The sequence below is a fragment of the Kitasatospora sp. A2-31 genome (genome assembly GCF_022288725.1).
Lineage (GTDB): Bacteria > Actinomycetota > Actinomycetes > Streptomycetales > Streptomycetaceae > Kitasatospora.
The window spans coordinates 200,847-222,065 of record NZ_JAKNTA010000002.1; the positions used below are offsets into that span (position 1 = coordinate 200,847).

The 21,219-nt window shown below is 75.1% G+C and carries 20 protein-coding genes; 3 read left to right on the forward strand and 17 right to left on the reverse strand.

Annotation, left to right across the window (positions count from 1 at the left end; genetic code table 11):
• Positions 1 to 3: 3 nt before the first annotated feature.
• Positions 4 to 240 carry a hypothetical protein gene (locus tag MCM47_RS05840; RefSeq protein ID WP_238859213.1) on the forward strand — a complete coding sequence of 79 codons (237 nt, stop codon included), beginning with the start codon at positions 4 to 6 and terminating at the stop codon, positions 238 to 240.
• A 136-nt stretch (positions 241 to 376) separates the two neighbouring features.
• On the opposite strand, the gene MCM47_RS05845 is transcribed toward MCM47_RS05840, so the two are convergent.
• The 4 genes from MCM47_RS05845 to murQ all read right to left on the reverse strand — a co-directional run bounded on the left by MCM47_RS05845 (position 377) and on the right by murQ (position 3,926).
• Complete coding sequence (locus MCM47_RS05845; RefSeq protein ID WP_238859215.1) at positions 377 to 1,258, reverse strand: Rieske (2Fe-2S) protein; 882 nt, start codon at positions 1,256 to 1,258, stop codon at positions 377 to 379.
• A gap of 317 nt (positions 1,259 to 1,575) precedes the next feature.
• On the reverse strand, positions 1,576 to 2,334 hold the full coding sequence (locus MCM47_RS05850; RefSeq protein ID WP_238859218.1) for an SOS response-associated peptidase: 759 nt from the start codon (positions 2,332 to 2,334) through the stop codon (positions 1,576 to 1,578).
• 115 nt (positions 2,335 to 2,449) lie between these two features.
• Complete coding sequence (locus tag MCM47_RS05855; protein WP_238859220.1) at positions 2,450 to 2,836, reverse strand: hypothetical protein; 387 nt, start codon at positions 2,834 to 2,836, stop codon at positions 2,450 to 2,452.
• A gap of 199 nt (positions 2,837 to 3,035) precedes the next feature.
• Positions 3,036 to 3,926 (reverse strand): N-acetylmuramic acid 6-phosphate etherase, encoded by an 891-nt coding sequence (gene murQ, locus MCM47_RS05860; RefSeq protein WP_238860030.1) that lies wholly within the window; start codon positions 3,924 to 3,926, stop codon positions 3,036 to 3,038.
• Positions 3,927 to 4,146: 220 nt separating this feature from the next.
• Here murQ and MCM47_RS05865 point away from each other — a divergent pair, with 220 nt between their 5' ends.
• A complete protein-coding gene (locus tag MCM47_RS05865; protein WP_238859221.1) occupies positions 4,147 to 4,806 on the forward strand; it encodes an endonuclease in 660 nt (219 codons plus the stop codon).
• Positions 4,807 to 4,978: 172 nt separating this feature from the next.
• Here MCM47_RS05865 and MCM47_RS05870 read toward each other — a convergent pair whose 3' ends face one another.
• The 10 genes from MCM47_RS05870 to MCM47_RS05915 all read right to left on the reverse strand — a co-directional run bounded on the left by MCM47_RS05870 (position 4,979) and on the right by MCM47_RS05915 (position 16,613).
• Complete coding sequence (locus MCM47_RS05870; protein ID WP_238859222.1) at positions 4,979 to 5,659, reverse strand: DUF6445 family protein; 681 nt, start codon at positions 5,657 to 5,659, stop codon at positions 4,979 to 4,981.
• A gap of 171 nt (positions 5,660 to 5,830) precedes the next feature.
• Complete coding sequence (locus MCM47_RS05875; RefSeq protein WP_238859223.1) at positions 5,831 to 6,400, reverse strand: SRPBCC family protein; 570 nt, start codon at positions 6,398 to 6,400, stop codon at positions 5,831 to 5,833.
• Between the two features lie 74 nt (positions 6,401 to 6,474).
• On the reverse strand, positions 6,475 to 7,821 hold the full coding sequence (locus MCM47_RS05880; RefSeq protein WP_238859225.1) for a carotenoid oxygenase family protein: 1,347 nt from the start codon (positions 7,819 to 7,821) through the stop codon (positions 6,475 to 6,477).
• A 52-nt stretch (positions 7,822 to 7,873) separates the two neighbouring features.
• Positions 7,874 to 8,314, reverse strand: a complete 441-nt coding sequence (locus MCM47_RS05885; RefSeq protein WP_238859226.1) for an SRPBCC family protein — start codon at positions 8,312 to 8,314, stop codon at positions 7,874 to 7,876.
• 51 nt (positions 8,315 to 8,365) lie between these two features.
• Positions 8,366 to 9,808 carry an MFS transporter gene (locus tag MCM47_RS05890; protein WP_238859227.1) on the reverse strand — a complete coding sequence of 481 codons (1,443 nt, stop codon included), beginning with the start codon at positions 9,806 to 9,808 and terminating at the stop codon, positions 8,366 to 8,368.
• A gap of 62 nt (positions 9,809 to 9,870) precedes the next feature.
• A complete protein-coding gene (locus tag MCM47_RS05895; RefSeq protein ID WP_238859228.1) occupies positions 9,871 to 10,326 on the reverse strand; it encodes an SRPBCC family protein in 456 nt (151 codons plus the stop codon).
• 82 nt (positions 10,327 to 10,408) lie between these two features.
• On the reverse strand, positions 10,409 to 13,114 hold the full coding sequence (locus MCM47_RS05900; protein WP_238859229.1) for an AAA family ATPase: 2,706 nt from the start codon (positions 13,112 to 13,114) through the stop codon (positions 10,409 to 10,411).
• A gap of 326 nt (positions 13,115 to 13,440) precedes the next feature.
• On the reverse strand, positions 13,441 to 14,439 hold the full coding sequence (locus MCM47_RS05905; RefSeq protein ID WP_238859230.1) for a YdcF family protein: 999 nt from the start codon (positions 14,437 to 14,439) through the stop codon (positions 13,441 to 13,443).
• 183 nt (positions 14,440 to 14,622) lie between these two features.
• Positions 14,623 to 15,105, reverse strand: coding sequence for a hypothetical protein (locus MCM47_RS05910; protein WP_238859231.1), 483 nt, complete (start codon positions 15,103 to 15,105; stop codon positions 14,623 to 14,625).
• 242 nt (positions 15,106 to 15,347) lie between these two features.
• A complete protein-coding gene (locus MCM47_RS05915; protein WP_238859232.1) occupies positions 15,348 to 16,613 on the reverse strand; it encodes an MFS transporter in 1,266 nt (421 codons plus the stop codon).
• Positions 16,614 to 16,691: 78 nt separating this feature from the next.
• Between MCM47_RS05915 and MCM47_RS05920 the strand changes: the two genes are divergently transcribed.
• On the forward strand, positions 16,692 to 17,300 hold the full coding sequence (locus tag MCM47_RS05920; protein WP_238859233.1) for a MarR family winged helix-turn-helix transcriptional regulator: 609 nt from the start codon (positions 16,692 to 16,694) through the stop codon (positions 17,298 to 17,300).
• A 109-nt stretch (positions 17,301 to 17,409) separates the two neighbouring features.
• Here MCM47_RS05920 and MCM47_RS05925 read toward each other — a convergent pair whose 3' ends face one another.
• The 3 genes from MCM47_RS05925 to MCM47_RS05935 all read right to left on the reverse strand — a co-directional run bounded on the left by MCM47_RS05925 (position 17,410) and on the right by MCM47_RS05935 (position 21,127).
• A complete protein-coding gene (locus MCM47_RS05925; RefSeq protein WP_238859234.1) occupies positions 17,410 to 18,867 on the reverse strand; it encodes a phosphatidylinositol-specific phospholipase C domain-containing protein in 1,458 nt (485 codons plus the stop codon).
• Positions 18,868 to 19,295: 428 nt separating this feature from the next.
• Positions 19,296 to 20,165, reverse strand: coding sequence for a 1-acyl-sn-glycerol-3-phosphate acyltransferase (locus MCM47_RS05930; RefSeq protein ID WP_238859235.1), 870 nt, complete (start codon positions 20,163 to 20,165; stop codon positions 19,296 to 19,298).
• Entirely contained in the window at positions 20,162 to 21,127 is a 966-nt protein-coding gene (locus tag MCM47_RS05935) for a GNAT family N-acetyltransferase (RefSeq protein ID WP_238859236.1), read from the reverse strand. The genes MCM47_RS05930 and MCM47_RS05935 overlap by 4 nt, the downstream gene beginning before the upstream one ends.
• Positions 21,128 to 21,219: the final 92 nt, after the last annotated feature.

Below are 21,219 nucleotides of genomic sequence, written 5' to 3' on the forward strand. Positions count from 1 at the left end.
GCCATGCCCGCCGAGTCGATCGTGCACCGTCTGGTGAACGCGTTCTTCAGCCACTGCCACGAGTGCGACGAACCGGCCGACCCCCACTGCCACTCCCGGGCGCACTGGCGGCTCTACCTGGACATCGACCCGGAGACCCTCGGGCGGATCCGCCGGTGGGCGCTGGACCCCGGCAGCCACGCCGGCACCGAGGCGGAGCGGGCCGTCCTGCTGCACTGGCTCGACGCCCAGGAGGCCTGACCAACGCCCCGGAGGCCTGACCCCGGCGGCCGGGCGGGCCCGTACCTCGGCGGCCGCCCGGGCCCGTACCTCGGCGGCCGCCCGTGCCGCGGCGCCGTGCCGTCGCCGCCCGGTGCCTTGCCGCCGGTGCCGCCCGTCATCCGGCGCCGGGGAGCCGGGCCTCCAGGTGGTCGGCGAGCACCCGGGTCTCGAACACCGGCTGCCGGGCGGTGGCGGGCCCGCTGGTGACCTCGCCGTCCCGCAGCCGGAACTGGCTGCCGTGCCAGGGGCAGCGCAGGCATCCGTCGACCACCGAGCCCTGGGAGAGCGGACCGGACAGATGCGCGCAGCGCTCGGCGAGCACCGCGAAGGAGTCGCCGGTCCGGACCACCACGACGGCCAGCTCGCCCGCGGTCCGCAGGGTCGGAACGCCTTCGGCGAACTCGTCCACCGGGCCGAGCGCGAACCAGTCGGGGGGAGCCAGCCGCTGCACCGCGGCCGTGCGGTTCGGGCCCGCGGCCTGGTGGTAGGCGAGATGGCCGCCGAGTGCGGCGGCGGCGGAGGCGACGGTCAGTCCTGCCCAGCCGAGCAGCCGGCCGTGCTGCGGGTGCCCCCGGAGGCGGCACGCCAGCGAGCCCGCGTACAGCAGCACGCCGGTGATGTTCGCCGTGGCGTGGACGAGGCCCGTCCGGCGGCGCGGCGTGTCGAGCTCGGTCCAGTCGGTCCAGCCGGCCAGTGCGGCGGGGCCGACGGTGGCCAGACCCGCGGCGACCAGCACGCCGGCCGCCCGCCGGTGGCGGGTCGCGTCGAGCAGTCCGGCCGATACCCAGCAGCCGAGCGGCAGCTGTGCCAGCGGGGGGTGGAGCGGGTGCCCGAGCGGAACGCCGTGCAGGATGTCGCGGTACCGGCCCAGTGGCAGTGCCTTGAAGACGCTGCGCAGGGATCCGGCCGGTGCGTCCAGGAACTCCCAGTCGGACGGCGCGTCCAGCACGTCGCGCAGCCGTCGGGACCGGAGGGGGATGTGCGCGATGGTGTCCATACCCGGCGGCTAGCCACAGCCCGCACGCTCAAACATCGGTGTGCGCCGCCTCGCCACCGCGCAGGCGGTCGCAGCCAGGCCGGCCGTCGCGGCCCGACGCGCACCGCCGCCGCGTGGACGGCCGCCGCCCGGACGGCCGCCGTGTGCGCGCCGGTGCGCACGTCATGGCGCCGCCGCGCGGCAACGCGGCCGCGAGCACGCGTGGGGGCGAGGCAGAGCAGGCGTTCCAGCAGCGCGCCCGACCAGGAGGCGCGCGAGACCCCGGCCGGTCAGGACGGTCGGGGCCCGCTCCTCGGGCGCAGGGCCGGCGACGGCGCCTACGCGGGGTCGTCTCCGCGGCCGAGGGGGTCCGGGACCGGGGCGAGCAGGTCGGCGCCGTTGTTGCGGACGCTGTTGACGGCGGTGGAGACCGGCCGCACGAGCAGTTCGCCGCCGGCCGGCGTGTGGAGCAGCCTGCGCAGGTCCACCGGGTCGGTGTGCTCCGGGTCGAGCCAGGCGTCCAGGTCGGCCGGGGCGATGGTGAGCGGCATGCGGTCGTGGACGTGGCCGGCCGCGTCGGTGGCATCGGTGGTGATGATCGTGGCCGTGGTCAGCCAGGCGGCCGGGTCGTCCTCGGGAACCGAACGGTCGCGCCAGAACTCGTAGAGCCCGGCCATCACCATCGGCCCGCCCTCGGCCGGGTGGAGGAAGTACGGCTGCTTGTACGCCTTGCGGCCGTCGCCGGCGGGCACCTGCACCCACTCGTAGTAGCCGTCGGCGGGCAGGACGCAGCGCCGCTTGGCGAACGCGGACCGGAAGGCGGGCTTCTCGTGCACCGTCTCGGACCGGGCGTTGATCATCCGGGCGCCGCCGTCCGGGTCCTTCGACCAGGACGGGACGAGGCCCCAGCGCACCGGGCGGAGCTGCCGGGCGAGCTCGCCGGTGTCGTGGTCGACCCGTTCCAGGACCGTCCAGACCGGGTCGGTGGGCGCCACGTTCCAGCTCGGCGCCAGGGTTTCGACCGGGGTCCACCTGGTCACCCCGAGCAGCTCGACGAGGTCCTGCGGGGTCGTGGTGGAGACGAAGCGTCCGCACATGCCCACCACTGTGCCATCCACGGCGGGCCGACCGGCCGCACCGCGCGCCGGTGGCTCCGGCCGGCGCGCGGTACGGCCGGCTCGCCCGGCAGGTCCCGGGGCGGCTCCGGCGGGTTCAGCCGTTGCGCCCCGCGGCCGCCGACAGGTGCCGCTCCGCGGGCTGGTGGTGCGAGCTGCCGGACAGCATCGGCGCGGTGTGCCGCTCCGGCCGGTGCGCGGCCGGCTCGGTGATGCGGCTGCGCGGCACGGTCCCCTCGTCGGTGATCAGTGGCACCAGGCGGCGTGCGGTCAGGTGCCCGACCCAGTGCCGGTGGCACTCCGGGCAGGCCTGCGCGCCGTCGGGGGAGTAGGGGGACGCGACGGGGATGCCGTTGAGGGAGAAGTACTCCCAGTCGGTGCCGTCCTCGTCCCGGACGTGCTGGAGGTCGAAGTCCAGGCTCCACTGGTGCCAGCAGTGACCGCAGACGAACTCGACCCGCTCAACGGCCAGTTCGGTGATCATCTCTCCTGCTCCTCTCCGGTCTCGCCGTTCCGGGGCCTCTGGCAGGGTCCCGTGCGGGACGGCCGCAGCCGGATCCCGCCCACTGCTTCGTATACCCCTGCACGTCTCGGATGGCAAGGGGGTGGCGAGCGGGCAGGCATGCCCGCGACGGCCCGGTGGGGGGGGCGGGTCCGCCACGGCGGTGTGTCCGGCCGGGGCGTCAGCCCTTCGGCGGCGCCGAATCCAGTGCCTCGCGCAGCCTCCCGCCGGAGGCGGCGAGCAGCGCGGCGGCCGCAGGCGCGTCCACGCCGGCGAGGACGACCAGGACGGCGTCCTTCACCCGGCCGCCGGTCGCCGCCAGCGCGGCGTGCACCGTGGCTGCGTCCGCGCCGGTCGCCTCGGCGACGATCCGCTGCGCCCGGTCCCGCAGCTTCGCGTTGACCGCTCGCAGGTCGACCATCAGATTGCCGTACGTCTTGCCCAGCCGGACCATGACGGCGGTCGAGAGCAGGTTCAGCACCAGCTTCTGTGCCGTGCCGGCCTTCAGCCGCGTCGAGCCCGCGACCACCTCGGGGCCGACCTCCACCTCGATCGCCAGCTCGGCCGCGGCGGCCAGCGCCGAACCCCGGGCGCAGGCCAGCCCGACGGTCAGCGCCCCGGCGGCGCGCGCCCGGCGGACGGCGGCCACCGTGTACGGCGTCCGGCCGGAGGCCGAGACGCCCACCAAGGTGTCGGCAGGCGTGAGGGCCAACGGCTCCAGATCGGCGACGGCGAGGTCGGGCCGGTCCTCGGCACCCTCGACCGCGCCCACCAGGGCGGCGGGGCCGCCCGCGATCACGCCCACCACCCGGTCGGGGTCGGTGCCGAAGGTCGGGGGGCACTCGCTCGCGTCCAGCACCCCGAGCCGCCCCGCCGTACCCGCGCCCGCGTAGACCAGCCGGCCGCCCGCGCCCATCCGGGCCGCGACGGCGTCGACCACGGCCGCGATCGGCTCCAGTCGGGCCGCGACGGCCTCGGCGACGGTGCGGTCCTCGGCGTTCATCAGCCGGAGGAGGTCGATCGTCGGCAACCGGTCGATCCCGGACCACTCCGGTCGGACCGCCTCCGTCACTGCGGGCCCGGCCGCCGGGGCGGGCGGGTCGTGGGATGCCGGGGGCTCCGGGCGCGCCGTCGCCGTCGGGGCCGGACCGGTCGGGTGCTCGCTCTTCACGAGGCCCTTCTCCCCGGAGCGGGGCGGAGCCAACCAGCCGGCTCCGCCGGGCGGGTCCTGCGGCCGGCGCACGCATGGGCGGGGCGGACCGGGGCAGGTGCCCGGGGGAGGGAGGCCTGCCATGAACCGGGACCGGACCGTCGCCGCCCTGATGGAGCAGTACGGGCGGACCTACGCCCACGAGGCGGGGATCACACTGCGCGACACCCCGGCGCCGCTCTACCAACTGCTCGTCCTGACGGTGCTCTGCTCGATCCGGATCAGCGCCGCCACGGCCGTCGCCGCCGCGCGGGAGCTCTTCGCGGCCGGGCTGCGGACGCCGCGCGCCATGACCGGATCGACCTGGCAGGCACGGGTGGACGCGCTCGGGCGCGCCCACTACGTGCGGTACGACGAGAGCACCGCGACCGCACTCGGCCGCGGCGCCGACCTGCTGCTCGACCGCTGGCGCGGCGACCTCCGGCGGCTGCGCGACGAGGCCGACGGATCACCCGACCGGGTGCAGGGGCTGCTCCAGGAGTTCCCGCGGATCGGGCCGGTCGGGGCGCGGATCTTCTGCCGCGAGGCCCAGGAGGTCTGGCCCGAGCTGCGGCCGTTCTTCGACGACCGGGTGCTGCGCGTCGCCGCGGACCTCGGCCTGCCGCACTCGGCCGAGGGCCTGGCGGGGCTGGTCGGCGCCGACGAGTCGGCCCGCCTCGCCGCAGCGCTGACCCGGGTCGGCCTGGCGCACGGGGAGCCGAGCCGCCTGCTGGAGGCGTCGGGGGCGGGGGCGCAGGGCTGACCGTGGCCGACCGCGCCCGGCCCCGCCGCTCGCCGGCTCAGGCCGCGGTCCGCCCGCCTGCGCCGTCCGCCCCGCCTGCGCCGTCCGCCCCGCCTGCGCCGTCCGCCCCGCCTGCGCCGCCCGCCCCGCCTGCGCCGTCCGCCCCGCCTGCGCCGTCCGCCCCGCCGCCGGCTCAGGCCATCCAGAAGAAGACCGCCGTCATCCGCCGCTCCTCCAGCGTGAGGCCCGAGTACGCGGTGGCGCTGTGGATCAGGTTGGCGTGGTACAGCAGGAGCCGGTTGTAGCGGTTGGGGACGCGGACGTCTTCGGTGAACGCGTCCCCGGGGACGTGCCGGGTGCCCAGGGCCTCGACCAGGTTGTTGTGGGGCGCGTTGACCAGGTTCCCGCCGAGCCGGCCGCCCGGGAACTGCTGGCGGTAGAAGCTGGTGCCGGCGTCCTTGGGGGCGTCGGGGGAGAGGTAGAGCACCGCGGCGTAGCGGCAGAGCGCCCGCGAGTCGGTGTGCGGGCGCGACTGCGACTCGCCGGCGCCGACGAGCTGGACGCAGTTGTGGTTGAGCGTTCCGCCGCCGGGCGTGCTCTGCACCCAGAGCCGGGAGGCGCCGGTCGACTTGCGGACCAGGGCCTCCACCCGGGCCAGTTCGTCCGGTTCCAGGCCTGGCATGGTGCGCAGGCCGGGCCAGGCCTCGGGCCGGTAGGGATAGCCCTGGGTCCAGTCGTCGCGGGCCAGTACCCGCTCGCGGACGGCGTCGGGGTCCGGCAGCACGTTGTCCAGGACCCAGTAGTCCCGGCCGGGGGTGGGCTTGCGGTAGGGCAGGACGGGCAGTGCCGTCCGCCTGGGGGGTTGTGGGGACATGCGCCGACCATAGGGGCGGAGATCGCCAACGTTCTGCCGTGAGCAGGTCAACGTTTCCCCAACTGCCCGGAGACCCTGGTTCCCCGGTCGCGCTGCGGTGCACCTCGGATGCTCGCCGGGCGGCACGGGCCGGTCGTCGGTGCGCGCGGTGCGGGTGGCGGGGTCAGAGGGCTACCGGGTTTCGGCTTCGTGCTTGAGGTTGGTGAGCCAGTTGTGCAGGGAGTTGTCGAGAGCGGCTTGCAGGGTGGCCTGGTTGGCGGTGACGGGTTCTCCGGTCCAGGATTCCTCGGTGTGGACGAGGACGCCGTCGCGGGTGGGCGTGAAGGTCCAGACGTGGACGGCGGTGATGCCCTGGGCCGGGCCGCCCCAGGCGAGGCGCCTGCCGTGGTCGATCTGCTGGACGGTGGAGGTGATGTCGAGTCCTTCGGTGCTCCAGCGGAACGTCGAGCCGGGGCGCAGCCGGCCAGGGGTGTCCTTGGTGACGGTCTCGACGTTGGGCTGCCAGGCGGGCCAGTTCTCGACATCGGTCTGGATGTTCCAGACGGTGTGCAGCGGGGCGTGGATGAGGATGTCGGCGCGGGTGATGACCGGGGCGTGCTCGTCGATCTGCACGTTGGTGCGGTGGGTGGCCGCTGCAGCGGGTGCCTGGTCGTTGGGGAGGGCGGATGCGGCGGTGGAGGGGGTGGAGGCGGTGAGTAGGGCGAGGGTGAGAGCGGTGGCGGCCGCGGTGGGTGCGCGCATGGTCGTGCTCTTTCCGTGGAGAGGTGTCCACCAGCCCCCGGGGCGGAGGGCCCCGGGGGACGGCTCGGGTGGGGTCAGAGGTTGGTGTCGGGGATCCAGGAGCCGTGGATGCCGGCGGTGACGCGGCGCGGGAGATGGACGGTGGCGATCGTGCCGAGGCCGGCAGCGTCCAGGACGAGCAGCTGGGAGGCGTCCTGCTTGAGGTCGGAGACGACGGTGAGGAGGTAGCCGTCGTCCTCGCGGGTGGCGCCGGCGGCGGGGACGAACACCGCCTCGCTGGGCAGTCGGGCGTCTCCGGCCTGGTGGATGCGGCGCTCGCCGGTGGCGCGGTCGTACTTGACGACACCGTGGCCGCCGAAGCCGTGCTGGTCGGGGAAGGAGACGGCGTACTGGTAGCGGTTCTCGACGCCGAGGAAGTCCTCGTTGAGGGTGGGGAACTCGATGGCGAGGTCGTCGATGACCCGCTCGTCGACCCGTCCCGTGGTCAGGTCGACGGTCCAGCGGCGGTTGTAGGAGCGGGTGTTGGGTTCGCTGCCGCGGCCGGGGGCGCCGACCCACCAGTTCCAGGAGAGCTGGAAGCCCTCGCGGTCGACGGCGGGGCCCTCCAGCACGATGCGGCCGTGGGTGTCCTCGTAGGCGTTGGCGACGTGCAGCATGTTGCCGGGCTCGATCGGGAACCAGCGGATCGCGGCGGTGCCCTGCGCCCCGCGCGGCATGACGCCGATCCGGGCGGGCTGCTCGTCCTGCCAGGAGTAGGGGATGCCGGAGCGCTCGGTGGGGTCGAAGGTGACGGTGCCCTCCACGAAGACCACGTGGTTGCGGGTGAGGGCGAAGTCGTGCTTGAGCGCGGCGCCGGCGCCGGGGACCTCGGCGCTGTGGGTGATGTGCCCGTCCGCGTCTGCGACGTAGTACACCAGGTACGGGGGGAAGGGCGAGGAGCCGAAGAAGTGCAGCTCACCGGTGACGGGGTCGCTCTTGGGGTGCGCGGTCATCGCGCTGCGCAGCTTGCCGTCGAAGTCGTAGGGGCCGACGGTGTCGAGGTCGGGGGTGAGTTCGAAGGGGAAGTTGGCCTCGCACAGGGCGAGCAGGCGGCCGGCGTGTTCGATGACGTGGGTGCCGGCGGTGGAGGCGGTCAGGTCCGGGCCGTGCTCGGTCAGGTAGGGGGCGCCGTCCAGCGCGGGGGTCCGTATCCAGCGGTTGCGGTACCACTCGGCGCGGCCCTCGCGCAGCCGGATGCCGTGCACCATGCCGCTGCCCTTGAACCAGTGGGTGGGGGTGACGCCGGGCTTGGGGTTGTGGCTGTTGCGGATCAGGCGCCCGGTCAGTTCAGGCGGGAGGGGGCCGTCGACGGTCAGGTCGGTGGCGGTCAGTTCGTCGGCGACGGGCTCGTAGTGGCCGGTCAGGTAGGGCTTGGCGGTCATGTTCGCGGTCCTCGGGTCTCTTCGGTTCGGTGAGGGGCGGAGGGAGGGGAGGTCAGGAGAGCTTCTCGGCGCGGTTCTTGAGGCAGGTGAGCCAGTCCTCCAGGGAGGTGCGCAGGGCGGCGGCGAGCTGGTCGGTGGCGGCGTCGACGGGCGCGCCGCTCCAGGACTCCTCGGTGCGGACGGTGACCCGGTCGCCGACCTGCTCGAAGGTCCACACGTGGACGCCGTCGATGCCGCTTGCGGGGCCGCCCCAGACGATCCGGGCGCCGGGCACCAGTTCGCGGACGGTGGAGGTGATCTCAAGTCCGTGGGTGCGCCAGGTGAACGAGGCACCCTCGGCGAGCGGGCCCTGCAGACGGGACTGGTCGATGTCGGGGTTCCAGACCGGCCAGTCGTCGATGCCGGTGTGCAGGGCCCAGACGCGCTCCAGCGGGGCGTTGATCTCGGCGGACAGGCGGACGATGACGGGTGCGCTCTCGTCGACGGTGAGCACGGCGGTTCCTTTCGAGCAGGGTGGGGAGGGAGGGGATGGGGCGTCGGGTGGTCAGGGTCGGCCCGGGAAGGCGCGCTCCGGGGCGGGCGCGTGGTGCGGCCGGTCGGCGGCAGGCGTGCGGCGCACCAGGACGACGGCGAGCAGCGCGGTGGCGGCCAGGACGGCGGCGCCCAGGGCGAAGGCGGTGCGGTAGCCGGCGGTCAGTGCCTCCAGGGGCGGTTGGTGGCGGGCTGCGCTGCTGGTGACGGATCCGGCGACGGTTGCCAGGAGGGCGAGTCCGACGGCGCCGCCGACCTGTCGGGAGGTGTTGGCCAGGCCGCCCGCCAGGCCGGTGTCCGGTCCGGCGACGCCGGCCACGGACAGACCGGTGAGTTGGACGAAGGCGACGCTCAGGCCGAGTCCGACCAGGACGCTCGGACCGAGCACGTCGGTGGGGAAGGTGCCGTCCGCGCCGATGCGGGACAGCCACAGCATCCCGGCCGCCTCGGTCAGCAGTGCTGCGACCAGTGCGGTGCTGCCGCCGACCCGGCGGACCAGGGCGGGGGCGAGGGCCGCGCCGATCATGTTCGCGACGGCGAGGGGGAGTTGGCCCAGGCCGGTGGTCAGCGGGCCCTCGCCGAGGACCTGCTGCTGGTAGAGCGGCAGGAAGAAGAACAGGGCGATCCACACGGAGCCGAACAGTCCGGTCAGCAGGTTGCCGACCGTCACGTCGCGGGCGGCGAACAGCCGCGGCGGCACCAGTGGGGCGGCGCTGGTGCGCTCGATCCGCCAGAACGCCACGGCGAGCACGGCGGCGGCGCCGAACGCGGCCAGCACCCAGGGGTCCGTCCAGCCCGAGCGGCGGGCCGTGGTCAGACCCCACACCAGGGCGGTCAGGGCGAGGGCGCTGGTGGCTGTCCCGGCCCAGCCGAACCCGACGCGTTCCGCCGGGCCCGCCGCGGGGACGTACGCGGCCGTCGCCGCGAGCACCGCGAAGCTGCCGATCGCCACCGTGTGGAAGATCCACGGCCAGCCCCATGCCTGGGTCAACAGCCCGCCGAGCAGCACTCCCGCCGCCCCGCCCGCACCGGAGACCGCGCCCCAGACCGCCAGCGCCCGGCCGCGGGCCTGACCCGGGGGGTACAGGCCCACCGCGAGGGCGAGGGCGGCCGGTGCGACGGCCGCCGCCCCGGCTCCCTGGACGGCCCGCGCGGCGATCAGGACGCCGGGCGAGTTTGCCAGCGCGGCGATGGCGGAGGCAGCCGCGAAGGCGCCGAGACCGGTGAGCAGGACGCGGCGCCGTCCCAGCAGGTCGGCGGCCCGCCCGCCGGCCAGCAGCAGCGCCCCGAACGCCAGGCCGTAGGCGTTGACGACCCAGGTGGTGGCGGAGTCGGAGAGACCGACGCCGTCACGGATCTGCGGCAGGGCGACGTTCACGATCGAGGTGGCGAGCATGACGGTGAACTGGGCGGCGGCCAGCACCGCAAGGACGGTGCCACGGCGCGGACTGGGCATGGGAACTCCAGGAACAGGGCGGTGGGAAGCGGGCCGGTGGGAGGGGAACGGCGCGGTGGGCGTCAGCGCGCGGCGCGCTCGGAGGCGGATTTCAGGTGCAGCAGCCACTGTGCGAGGGAGCGGTCCAGTGCCTGGGTGACGGCGGCGGCATCGGTCCGTACGGGCTCACCGTCCCAGGACTCCTCGGTGACGACGAGGGTGGCCCCGGACGACGGCGTGAACGTCCATTGGTGGACGGCGGTGATGTCCTGAGAGCGGCTGCCCCAGAGAACGAGCCGGGGCGCGTCCACCGCGTACACGCTGGAGGTGATGTCCACGCCGCCGGTGCGCCAGTGGAACACCGCGCCCGGCGTCAGCGGGGTCAGGGCGCGGGCCTCGGCGATGTCCGGTTGCCAGGTCGGCCAGCCGGGCACGTACGTCAGCAGTGCCCAGACGGCGGGGGCGGGGGCCCGGATCGGTAGCTCACGGCGGGCGACGACCGGGGCGGCCCGGTCGATGCCCGAGGGCGTGTTCTTCATGCCCCCGAGTCTGGTCCGACCACCCCGGTGCCCTCGTCGGCGAAAGTCGCCTAGGCGGCTGCCTAAGTGAGCCGACCGGCGCTTAGGCGTTCCGGCCGAGCGCGTCGGCGAGCTGGCGGCGCGAGGTGACGTCGAGCTTGCGGAACACGCTGCGCAGGTGGGCGTCGATGGTGCGCGGGCTCAGGAACAGCCGGTCGGCGACCTCCCGCGAGGTCGCGCCGGTCGCCACCAGGCGGGCGATGTTCAGCTCCTGACCGGTCAGCAGGTCCACCGCGCCGAGCTCGGCGGGCCGAGCCTGTTCACCGGCGGCTGCCAGCTCCAGCCGGGCCCGTTCGGCGAAGCCCTCCGCGCCCATCGCGGTGAACAGCCCGTGAGCGGTGCGCAGCGCCTCGCGGGCCTGCCCGCGGCGGCCGTCGCGGCGCAGCCACGCGCCCTGGTGCAGCAGGGCGCGGCCGTGCCACACCCGCAGGCCGGTGGCGTCCAACCGGGCCACCGCCTCGACGTGGAGGTCCTCCGGGTCGTCCGACAGCAGGGCGGCGAGGGCGGCGCGCACGCCCAGCGCCCAGTCGGTGCCCGCCGCCGACGCGTGCCGTGACAGCCGTGCGAACGCCTCCTGGGCGGTGTCCCGCTCGCCGCACCGGACGGCCGCCTCGATGAGTTCGGGCAGGGCGAGGCTGGACATCCCCAGCTCGCCGTCGGCGACGGCCAGCCGGGCCGAGGCCAGGGCCGCCCGGTGGTCGGCGGTGCCGTTGGCGTGCAGGGCCGCCGCCGCGTGGGCGGTCGCCGTCAGCATGCCTTTGCGCCGGGCGTGCGACTCGGCCAGCACCCGGTCGAACAGGGGCCGCGCCTCCGCGTCCACCCCGCGCACCGCGGCGGCGAACAGCCGGCCGTACCAGTGCGGCGGGACGCCGGTCGCTTCGGCTATGCCGTCGGCCTCGCTGTTCAGCGCCGCCGCCCCGAGCAGGTCGCCGCGCTGGGTGGCGGCCATCGCCTGCATCCACAGGCCCACCGGCAGGACCATCAGTGTCCCGCCGGTGCGCGCGGCGTCCACGGCCAGGCCGGCGAGCCGGTCCTCCAGGGCGACGTCCCACAGCTCGACGGCGAGCAGGGCGGCCAGCGACAGTCGACCCTCCCACAGCGGGTCGGTCACCTCGGACAGCAGTCCGTGCAGCACCGGCGCCGTCGCGAGGTCGCCGTCGAGGTAGCCGACGAGCGCGTCCAGCAGCCCGTCCGCACTCGAGCGTTCACCGGCCGGGGCGGGCGCCCGCCGGGCCGCCGCCAGGGCGTCCCGCGCCGCGGGTGAGGAACGGCCGACCACCAGGCCCGCCTGCAGGGCGTCCAGCAGGTGGACGCGGGCCCGGTCGGGGTCGAGGGCGGCCGCCGCCACCAGGTGGCCGACCGCGTCCGCCGCGCCGTCGCCGAAGAACGCCGCGCGCCCGCGCAGGAGTCGGGCCTGCACCCGCCCGGCGGTGTCGATCGGGCCGCCCTCGGCGGCCTCGACCAGCGTCACCGCCTTTTCGAACGCTCCGGCCGCGAGTGCGGCCCGGGCCGCGGCGAGACTGCGTTCGGCCCGCAGCCGCGGATCGGCCGTCAGGCCCGCGGCCTGCTCCAGGAACGCCGCCTCGGCAGCGGCCCCGCCCCGGCGTCGGGCCCGCTCGGCGCAGTGCAGCAGGTCGGTCGACGCCTCCTCGTCCGGCCGGGACAGGGACTGCGCGCGGTGCCACGCACGACGGTCGGGCGCCGTCAGCGGGTCGGTGGCCGCCGCGAGCGCCCCGTGGACGCGGCGGCGCTCCGCGGGGGAGGCCGCGGTGTACACCGCCGAGCGCACCAGCGGATGCCGGAAGCGCGACTGCCCGCCCAGCTCGATCAGTTCGCTCGCCTCGGCCTCCGGCCCGGCCTGCGGCCCCACGCCCAGCAGGTCCGCCGCCCGCCACAGCAGCCCCGGATCCCCCAGCGGTTCGGCGGCCGCCACCAGCAGCAGGGTCCGGGCGTCCGGGGAGAGCAGGGAGACCTGCTGCTGGTAGCTCTGCTCGATCCGGTTGGCCGGGGAGACCGGCGTCGGTAGCCCGAAGCCGCCCGCCAACGCGGCGGGCCCGAGCCGACGCGGCAGCTCCAGCAGCGCCAGCGGATTGCCCCGCGCCTCGGCCAGAATCCGCTCCCGCACCTGGTCGTCCAAGGTGCCGAGCAGGCTGGACGCCAGCAGCCGGCGCGCCACCTGGTCGGACAGCCGAGACAGCGTCAGCACCGGCAGGCCTTCGAACTCCGCGACGAGGTGCGGGTCGCGCACCCCGAACACGAACGCCACCGACTCCTCCGCCACCCGCCGGGCCACGAACGCCAACACCTGCGCCGACGCCCGATCCAGCCACTGCGCGTCGTCCACCACGCACACCACGGGCTGCTCGCCCGCAGCATCCGACAGCAGCCCCAACAGGGCCAGGCCGACGGCGAAACGGCTCGGCGCACCCCCCTTGCCCAGCCCCAGCGCAACGGCCAGATCGTCCCGCTGCGCAGCGGGCAACTGTCCGATCCGCTCGTGCAGAGGCCAGGTCAACTGGTGCACGGCGGCGTACGCGAAGTCAGCCTCGAACTCCGCCCCGTTCACCCACAGCAGTCGCACACCCGACAGGCCGTCGGTGACGTCGCGCAGCAACGTCGTCTTGCCGATGCCCGCCTCACCGCGCACGACCGCCGCCCCGCCCCGGCCCGCCCGTGCACCGGCCAACAGGTCGACGAGAGCGGTGCGTTCAGCGGGCGGTACGTACTCGGAGCCGGTCACAGGAGCCACTCGGGAATCATGCCATGCCTTCTGACCTCGGGAGTTACCCCCTCTTGTCCGACGGCGTGGGTGCCGGCACCGAGGCGCGCCGGCCCGTTCGCCGCGTCGGTAGGGCGTGCGGGGCAGGGCGCGGAGCACGCCGTGGCCGGGCGACGACACGTGCCTGCAGCGTGGCGCGTCGGACCGGCGGGAGGTACGGGACGGTCAGACGGGCTGCCGCAGCCCGTCATGGCGGGTGGCGCCATGGCAGGGCGACCACCCGCCGCCGCGCGGTTCCGTCGGCCCTGCCGTCGCCGCGGCCGGGGCGCGGCGGCCCGAGGGGGAGGGGCGGTGGGTCAGAGTGCGGCGAGCAGCCCGCAGAGCGCGAGGACGCCGCAGATCCCGAAGTTGATCAGCTTGTGGGAGAGGAAGACCGCCGCGAACTCGCGGATCGTCGCACTCGGCCAGTAGTACGCGGCGGTCGGCGAGCCGAACACCTGCCCGTTGACGCCGGTCGTCCGGGCCGTCAGCGCGGCCCGGAAGGCGTGGAAGTTGTTGGTGACGATGACGCAGCGGTAGCCGGGCTTGGCCTGCTCCATGATCACCTTGCTGAACTGCAGGTTCTCCTCGGTGGTGCGGGAGCGGTCCTCACGGGTGATCCGCTCCTCCGGGAACCCCTGCGCGACCAGGTAGTCGGCCATCGCGTGCGACTCCGGCAGCTTCTCGTCCGGCCCCTGGCCGCCCGAGGTGATCAGCACCGGCGGATTGCCGCGCGCAGCCTGCCTCTCGTAGACCTCGCGGCCGCGGTTCAGCCGGCTGGCCAGCAGCGGCGGCACCCGCTCGCCGCCGATCAGGCCGGAGCCGAGCACCACGACGAAGTCCACGTCCCCCCGCGGCCGGTGGCGGCCGTACAGGAAGGCGTAGCCGACGAAGCAGACGAACAGGAAGGCGATGTACCCGACCACCAGGGTGGCGGTGCCCGCGACGATGCCCAGCCGCACCGAGCCGGTCACCGCGGCGGCGACGAGCAGGGCGATCACCCCGAGGATGCCGAGGCCGGCGAGCAGCGAGAGCAGGTTGGCCGGCCGCAGCCCCTCCTTCCGGATCATGGTCAGGCCGTTGGAGACGAGGAAGCCGATCAGGGCCAGCGTGCCGACCGCGGGCAGCAGGATGATCGCGGCGGCCGCCAGCTCCACCACCAGCGTCGGCGCCTTGCGCAGCTCGGCGAGCAGGGCCACGGCGAGCAGGGAGACGGCGATGCCGAGCAGCACGGCATTGCTGAACCGGCGGCGGTCGCGCAGGACGCCGATCCCGCACAGGACGAAGAACAGGGCCGCTGGGGCGTAGGCGATCATGCCCGTATCGTAGGTTGTTCAGATGTACGGTCTGCCGCGGTCCCGCAGTTCCCCCGGCCGCGGTGGCCCGGCGTCACGGCGGATGCGGGGACCGGCACTTCGGCGGGCAGACCGGCTCCGCGTCCACCCGCTGCTCCGGTCCCGCACGGGGCTCCCGCGCCGCTTCGCCGGTCCAGCGGTCGGTCACTCGTCCACGCCACCTCCGTGCCCTGTCAGCAGCTCCGCGACCCGCCGCCCCATCCGCTGCCCGGCCCGTTGCCGGATGAGCCCTTCCTTCGCCGCCGCGCGCAGGTGGACGAGCGTGCTGCCGGGCTCCGACTCGGGCCCGGCCTCGGACCCGCCCGGGGCGGTGAGACGGATCGTCACCAGGACCGGGTTCAGCCCCCACGCCCCTCCGCCGGCCATCACCCGGAACGTCCGCGTGCCCCGTGTCCGCATGCCCCGTGTCCGCATGCCCCGCGACACCGGAGGGACCTTCCGGCCGAGGCCCCGCAGCACCGCTCTCACCCGGGCCACGGCCTCGGCGTAGGGCAGCGGCAGCTCCAACTCCTCCTCGTGGACGTCCTTCGGCAGCCGGCGCGCCACCCACTCCACACCGCGCCGTCCGCTCACGGCCCAAGCGCCGACCGCGCGGGCGAGCAACGCGTCCTCGTCGTCCCCGTCCATGCACCGCGCCTCCCTTCCGGCGCCGAGCATGCCACCCGCCTACGACAACGCGCCCTGCCGGAGGGGACACCCGCTCAGTCCCGGGGCGGGCGCTGGGCGGTTCGGAGCTTCTGCGCGACCGCGGCCGGCAGGCGGTCTGCGGACGGTGGTGGGTGGTGGGCGCTGGGCGGATTCGGAGTCGGAGCCGGGCTCCGATCCGGTCGTCGACCCGCGCGGCACGGGCGCGCGGGTCGACGACCGAGCTACGAGTCGCCGGCAGCGGCCTTCGCGGACGGGGCAGAGGTGGCGGCCGCGCCCGCCTCGTCCGGCTCCGCCACCGCCGTGCCTCCGATCCGGCGGACGCCGGGTACCAGCGCCGTGCCGGCGCAGCTCACCCCGACCAGGGCGGCGGTGACCAGCAGGGGCGCCGGGGCGCCCCAGGCGTCGGCCGCCGCCGGGGCGAGCGCGTAGCCGAGCGGCGCGGCGGCCAGGGAGAACAGCCAGTCGTAGGAGGTGACCCGGGCCAGGACGTGGGTCGGGAACTCCTGCTGGACGACGGTCTGCCAGACCGGGTTGAGGTAGCCGACGCCGGCCATGGCCAGCCCGTACACGGGAACGGTGACCGGTGCCGGGAGCGGACCGGCGAGAGCGAGCAGCGGCAGTGCGAAGAGCGCGAGGCCGAGGTTGGCGGCGAGCACCGGTCGGCGCGGACGCAGCCGCCCGGCGAGCAGGGAGCCGGCGAGGACCCCGACCGCGCCGGCCTGGGTCATGGCCACCCAGACGCCCTCCCCGCCCAGCTCGCGGGTGGCGATCAGCGGGCCGAGGGTGAGCAGCACCGCGCTGGCGCCGTTCCACATGGCGTGCGCGATGAGGCTGGTCCAGTACCAGTCGCGCGAGCGGACCTCGGTCCAGCCCTTGGTCAGGTCGGCGAGCAGGGCGCGGCGCGGCGCGGGGGTCGGCCGGACGGTGAGCTTGGCGAGCAGGGCGGCGGAGACGAGGAAGGAGACGCCGTCCAGGACGAAGGCCGAGCCGGCGCCCGCGCTGTACACCAGCAGGCCGGCCAGTGCGGGGCCGCCGAGCCGGGCCGCGTTGGTGGTGGAGGCCAGCAGCGCATTGGCCCGCATGCGCTGCGGGCCGTCGACGGTCGCCGCGACGAGGGGCGTGGCGGTGGGGATGGCGAAGGCGGAGGCGGTGCCGCCGATCGCCTCGGCCACCGCGACCGTGGCCAGGCGCGGCTCTCCGCCGAGCAGTTCGACGCCGACGGCCAACTGTGCGGCGGCCCGGACCAGGTCGGTCACCAGGGCCACGGTCCGCGGGTTGAAGCGGTCGCCGACGACGCCGCCGAGCGGGAGGAGCAGCAGTCGGGGCACCATCGTGCAGCCGAGGACGAGGGCGAGGGCGCCGGAGGAGCCGGTCGCCTGGGTGATGGCGATGGCCAGTGCGGTGGGGACGACGGCGTCGCCGAGGGTGGAGACGGCCCGCCCCACGTAGAGCAGGCGGAATCCGGGCAGTCGCAGTGGATGAGTCACGGCGGGACTATATTTCGGCGCCGAAGTTTCGGCAACGAAATATTCGGCGAGTTGATCGACTCCACCTAGACTCGTGCCATGGACCACGCCGCGCGACGACCCGACCCGCCGAGCGACCGGCCGCCCGAGCGGCCGGCCGGCGGCCCGCGCGGCTGTCCCGGCGACCGGCCGAGCGACTCGACGGACGGGCACGTCGAGCGCTGGCAGCCGGTCCTGCCCGAGCTCGACCCGGACATCGAGGGCGCCGTCACGCGGATGAACAAGCTCACCAAGCACCTGGGCCGGGTGCGTGAGCAGGGTGTCGCCGACTACGGACTGCAGAAGCACGAGTTCGACACCCTGCACGAGCTCGCCGGCCGTGGCGGCCGGGCCACCCCCTCCGAGCTGCGCGCCGACCTCAACCTCGCGCCGGCCTCGGTGACCGGTCGCCTGGAGACGCTGGAGCGCCGGGGCTTCGTCGTCCGAACCCCCTCCGACGAGGACCGCCGTCGCGTCCGCGTCGAGCTGACCGATGCCGGCCGGGAGGCCTGGCACGAGGCGCTGGACGTGGTCGGCCGGGAGGAGCGCCGGGTGCTCGGCGTCCTGGCGCCGGACGAGCGGCGCCTGCTCTCCGACCTGCTGCGCCGCGTCCTTCTGGCCGTCGAGACCCCCGCCGCCGCGCCGGACCGGCCGTGCGGGCCGAGCTGATCGACCGCCGAGCCGGCGGGACTCCCGGTCGGGCGGAAGGCCGACGGGTGGCTCCCGGCAAGGTCGGGCCTTGCCGGGAGCGGGCCCGGTCGGATGGCCTGAGTGAACGTCAGGCGTGGTACCAGATCTCGTTCTTGGCACCGTCGACGCAGTCCCAGATGTCGAGTTGGCGGCCGCCGGTCTGGCCGCCGGGGATGTCCAGGCAGCGGCCGGAGGCGGGGTTGAAGAGCTGGCTCTTGCCGTTCAGGACCCACTGCTGGTTCGGGGCACCGGGGACGCAGGTCCAGAGCTCCACCGGTGCGCCGTTGGCGGTCCCGGCGCCGGTGATGTCCAGACAGAGCTCGCCGCCGGGGCGGCTGACGCTGCCCATCCGCACGGTGTTGCCGATCATCGTCCACTGCTGCGGAGCGCCCTGGTTGCAGGCCCAACTGGTGACCTTCGCGCCGGGCTTGAAGACGCCCTGGTAGTCGTCCAGGCAGACGTTCTCGCCCTTGGGGCCCTTCCACGCCGACCAGATCTGGGACGGGTTGCGGTAGATGATGTCGTCGAGCAGGGCCCAGCCGGGGAAGTCCATCATGATGACGCCGAGGTGGTCGCCCCTGCCGCCGTTGTCGTTGAGGTACTTCATCAGTCGTGGGTTGATGCCCTCGATGCGGATGTTGCCCTTGACGCCGCCCAGGTGGCCGCCGGCGAACCCGGCGGGGGTCGGGTCGAGGATGTGCGAGGCGGAGGTGTACGTCACGAACATCTCGCCGCTCGGGTCGGAGGCCGCCCGGTCGAGGTTCCCCTTGACGTAGGGCCACTTGTCGCCGGCACTGGGGAGGTCGAAGTGGTCCTCCATGTGCTTGGTGAAGTCGTTGATGCCGAAGCCGTAGTCTGCGCCGCCGGGGCTGCGGAAGTCGGTGAGCACGATCTTCCCGCGCACCTGGCTGAGCCTCGGCACCGAGGTCTTCTGCCCCTGCTGCACGGACGGGGTGTAGAACAGGCCCTTGTACTCGGGCTTGTCGAGGTACTGCTTGAAGATCCTCAGCCGGTCCGCGTCGGTGGTCGACGACGGGTTGTCGGTGCAGCTGCCGGTCGACTGGTCGCACTCGGCCTTGAGCCGCATCAGGATCGTCTCGCCCGAGTGCTCCTTCAGGAAGTCCCGGGTCCGGATCAGCACGTCGTCGAAGACCGCGTCCTGGTAGAACGCGCCGTGGTGGACAGTGAAGCCACCGCCGATGACCCGGACCCGGATGTCCAACGCCCGCACACCGCGGATCAGTTGGTTGGCCAGGGTGCCGCCGCTGGCGCCGTGGTCCTCCTGGGTCTGCACCAGGGAGCCGCCCTTGACGGCCATCGTGTCGTGGGTGCCCGGGATGGACATCGCCGCGAGCCAGGTGTCGCCGTGCACCAGGGACATCCAGTCCGGGTGGCGGGTCGAGTCGATGCTCTTGAACGAGTCGGCGAGGCTGCTGCCCATGGCCGCGGCCGGGTCGGCGGAGGCGACGGAACCGAGCGCGGCGGTGGCCAGCACCAGGGCCGCACTGGCCAGACGGCGCCCGGCCCGGCGAAGGGTGGTCTTCAACTTCGATGCGTGGGGCGGTGGTTCGAGCACCGGGGAGATCCTCTCGGCAGACTGCGCGCTGCGTCGCCCGACCGGGCCGGGGGCGGCCACCGCAGGGGCCGAGGAGACGGATCGGAGGGGTGGCGCAGGGCGGGGGGACGGGCCCGGACGCGGGCCGCCGCCAGTCTTCGGTCGTCGCTGACTCACCGTCAACGGACGCGGGGCAGGACTGCCCGCCCATCCCGCCGAGGCTGCCTCTCCGGACAGCCGGGCTCGGCACCGCTGTGCATGCCCGGGGCGAGCCGGGGCCGAATGCCGGAGGCCGGGCGGCGCCCCCGCGGCGGCACCCCGGCGGCCGGCCAGGTGCACCCGGCAGGGGCCGTTCAGGCAAACGGCCCCCAGCGCGCTTCATGGAGCGGAGCCGACCGACGATCAGTGAACCGGGTCCTTCAGCGCGCGCCCTCGACGGCGGCCTGCGCGGCGCGCGCCAGCGCCCGGCGCGGGCCCCGGCGGGTGTCGTACGCGGCAGGCACGGGGGCCGGGATCGCGGGCAGGAAGGTCAGTTCGGCGACCAAGCCGCGTACCGCGACCACCCGGGAGAGCGAGGCGAGCAGGCCGTCCTCGCCGACGAACGCGGCAGCGCTGGTCGGCCGGCCGTCCGCCAGCCGGTAGCGGATCGTCGCCGGCTGGACGGGGGCGCCGGTCTGGACGGCGGCCTCGAAGAGTGCCGGGCGGAACCGCCCGCTCTCCCGCCCGCACCAGGTCGACCCCTCCGGGAAGACGATCATCGACCGGCCCGCCCGGAGCTGGGCGGCGACGGCGCCGACCGTGTCCGGGAGGGTGCGGAGCCGGTCGCGGTCCAGGTAGACCGTGCCGCCCCAGGCGGTGACGGGTCCGAGCACGGGCCAGTGCCGCACCTCGGTCTTGGCGATCGAGCGGCCGGGCAGCGCGGTCGCGATCAGCGGGATGTCCAGCCAGGACACGTGGTTGGCGACCACCAGGACCCCCGGCTCCGGTTCCCCGGCCGCTCGGCCCGCCCTGCCGCCCGCCCTGCCGCCCGCCGCGCCGGCGGTGGGCGGGGGCGTCGCACGGACGGTCACACCCAGCGCCCCGAGGAGGGTGCGGGTCCAGAACCGGACCAGCCGGGTGCGTGCCGCGCGGGGAAGCGCGCGCACCGGCAGGGTGAGGGCGATCCCGACCAGCAGGACCGTCATGCAGGCGGTCAGCCGGAGGACCCGCCGGGGCAGGGCCACCGCCGGGGCCCGCTCGGTCAGGCAGGCCTCCGGCGTGCAGGTCGCCGTCGGCAGCCAGACGCTCACGCCGACAGTTCCCGTGACGCTGCGGTCGGGGCGCCCGCGGCGGTCCCGCCGGTACCGCCCGCGGCTCCACCGACCCCCGGGACCGCGCTCATCCCGGAGAGGAAGTGCCGCAGGTAGCGCGGGTCGGTGCGCTCCAGGGAGAGCAGCACGTACAGGTCGGCGGTGGCGAAGTCCGGGTCGTGCGCGGGGGCGCCGCAGACCCAGGCGCCGAGCCGCAGGTAGCCCCGGAGCAGGGCCGGCAGCGGGGCGCGGCCGGCGCGCTGCACGCCGGTGGCGTCCCAGAGCCGGTGCGGGGTGACCCGGTACTCCTCGGGGGCGAGGTGCTTGGCGCTGACGGTGTCCCAGACCCGCGCGGCGGTGGCACCGCCGTCGTCCAGCGGGATGGAGCAGCATCCGCCCACCCAGGTGTTGCCGGTGTCGGCGAGGTAGCGGGCGATGCCGCCCCACATCAGGTTGATCACGGCGCCGTTGCCCCGGTGGTCGGGGTGGATGCAGGAGCGGCCCAGCTCGACCAGGCCGTCGCGCAGGGGGGTCAGGTTGCCGAGGTCGAACTCGCCGTCGGAGTAGAGCCGGCCCGCCCGTCGTGCGGCCTCCGGGGGGAGCAGCCGGTAGGTGCCGACGACGGGGCCGTCCTCGCCCTCGCGGACCAGCAGGTGGTCGCAGTACTCGTCGAACGGGTCGACGTCCAGACCCGCCGCCGGGCTGTGCAGCACGGCGCCGAGCTCGGCGGCGAACACCTCGTGGCGCAGCCGCTGGGCGGCGCGGACGTCGTCCTCGTCGCGGGCCAGCGCCACCGTGTACGTCCGGGCGGGCGAGGCGGCGGGCGTGGTGGCGGCGGGCCGGGAGGCGGGGCCCCGGGCGGGCCGGGCGGTGAACGCCGGCCGGGTCGTCCGCGGGGCGGGGACCGCGGCGGCGTGGTCGGGGGCGACTGCGGGAGGAGTGTACGTGGGGACGACGGTCATGGCGGACCCTCCAGGGCAGCACGGACGACGGCGGCCACGTGGGCCGTGGCGCCTACCGGTCCGCTCGGTCGTGGGTGCGAACCGGTCACCGT

Excerpts from the sequence above, each read along its gene's own strand:
- MCM47_RS05905 (WP_238859230.1), bottom strand. The coding sequence starts at position 14,439 with ATGATCGCCTACGCCCCAGCGGCCCTGTTCTTCGTCCTGTGCGGGATC.
- MCM47_RS05845 (WP_238859215.1), bottom strand. The coding sequence starts at position 1,258 with ATGGACACCATCGCGCACATCCCCCTCCGGTCCCGACGGCTGCGCGAC.
- MCM47_RS05865 (WP_238859221.1), top strand. The coding sequence starts at position 4,147 with ATGAACCGGGACCGGACCGTCGCCGCCCTGATGGAGCAGTACGGGCGG.
- MCM47_RS05910 (WP_238859231.1), bottom strand. The coding sequence starts at position 15,105 with ATGGACGGGGACGACGAGGACGCGTTGCTCGCCCGCGCGGTCGGCGCT.
- MCM47_RS05935 (WP_238859236.1), bottom strand. The coding sequence starts at position 21,127 with ATGACCGTCGTCCCCACGTACACTCCTCCCGCAGTCGCCCCCGACCAC.
- MCM47_RS05895 (WP_238859228.1), bottom strand. The coding sequence starts at position 10,326 with ATGAAGAACACGCCCTCGGGCATCGACCGGGCCGCCCCGGTCGTCGCC.
- MCM47_RS05875 (WP_238859223.1), bottom strand. The coding sequence starts at position 6,400 with ATGCGCGCACCCACCGCGGCCGCCACCGCTCTCACCCTCGCCCTACTC.
- MCM47_RS05890 (WP_238859227.1), bottom strand. The coding sequence starts at position 9,808 with ATGCCCAGTCCGCGCCGTGGCACCGTCCTTGCGGTGCTGGCCGCCGCC.
- MCM47_RS05880 (WP_238859225.1), bottom strand. The coding sequence starts at position 7,821 with ATGACCGCCAAGCCCTACCTGACCGGCCACTACGAGCCCGTCGCCGAC.
- MCM47_RS05840 (WP_238859213.1), top strand. The coding sequence starts at position 4 with ATGCCCGCCGAGTCGATCGTGCACCGTCTGGTGAACGCGTTCTTCAGC.
- MCM47_RS05855 (WP_238859220.1), bottom strand. The coding sequence starts at position 2,836 with ATGATCACCGAACTGGCCGTTGAGCGGGTCGAGTTCGTCTGCGGTCAC.
- MCM47_RS05850 (WP_238859218.1), bottom strand. The coding sequence starts at position 2,334 with ATGTGCGGACGCTTCGTCTCCACCACGACCCCGCAGGACCTCGTCGAG.
- MCM47_RS05870 (WP_238859222.1), bottom strand. The coding sequence starts at position 5,659 with ATGTCCCCACAACCCCCCAGGCGGACGGCACTGCCCGTCCTGCCCTAC.
- MCM47_RS05920 (WP_238859233.1), top strand. The coding sequence starts at position 16,692 with ATGGACCACGCCGCGCGACGACCCGACCCGCCGAGCGACCGGCCGCCC.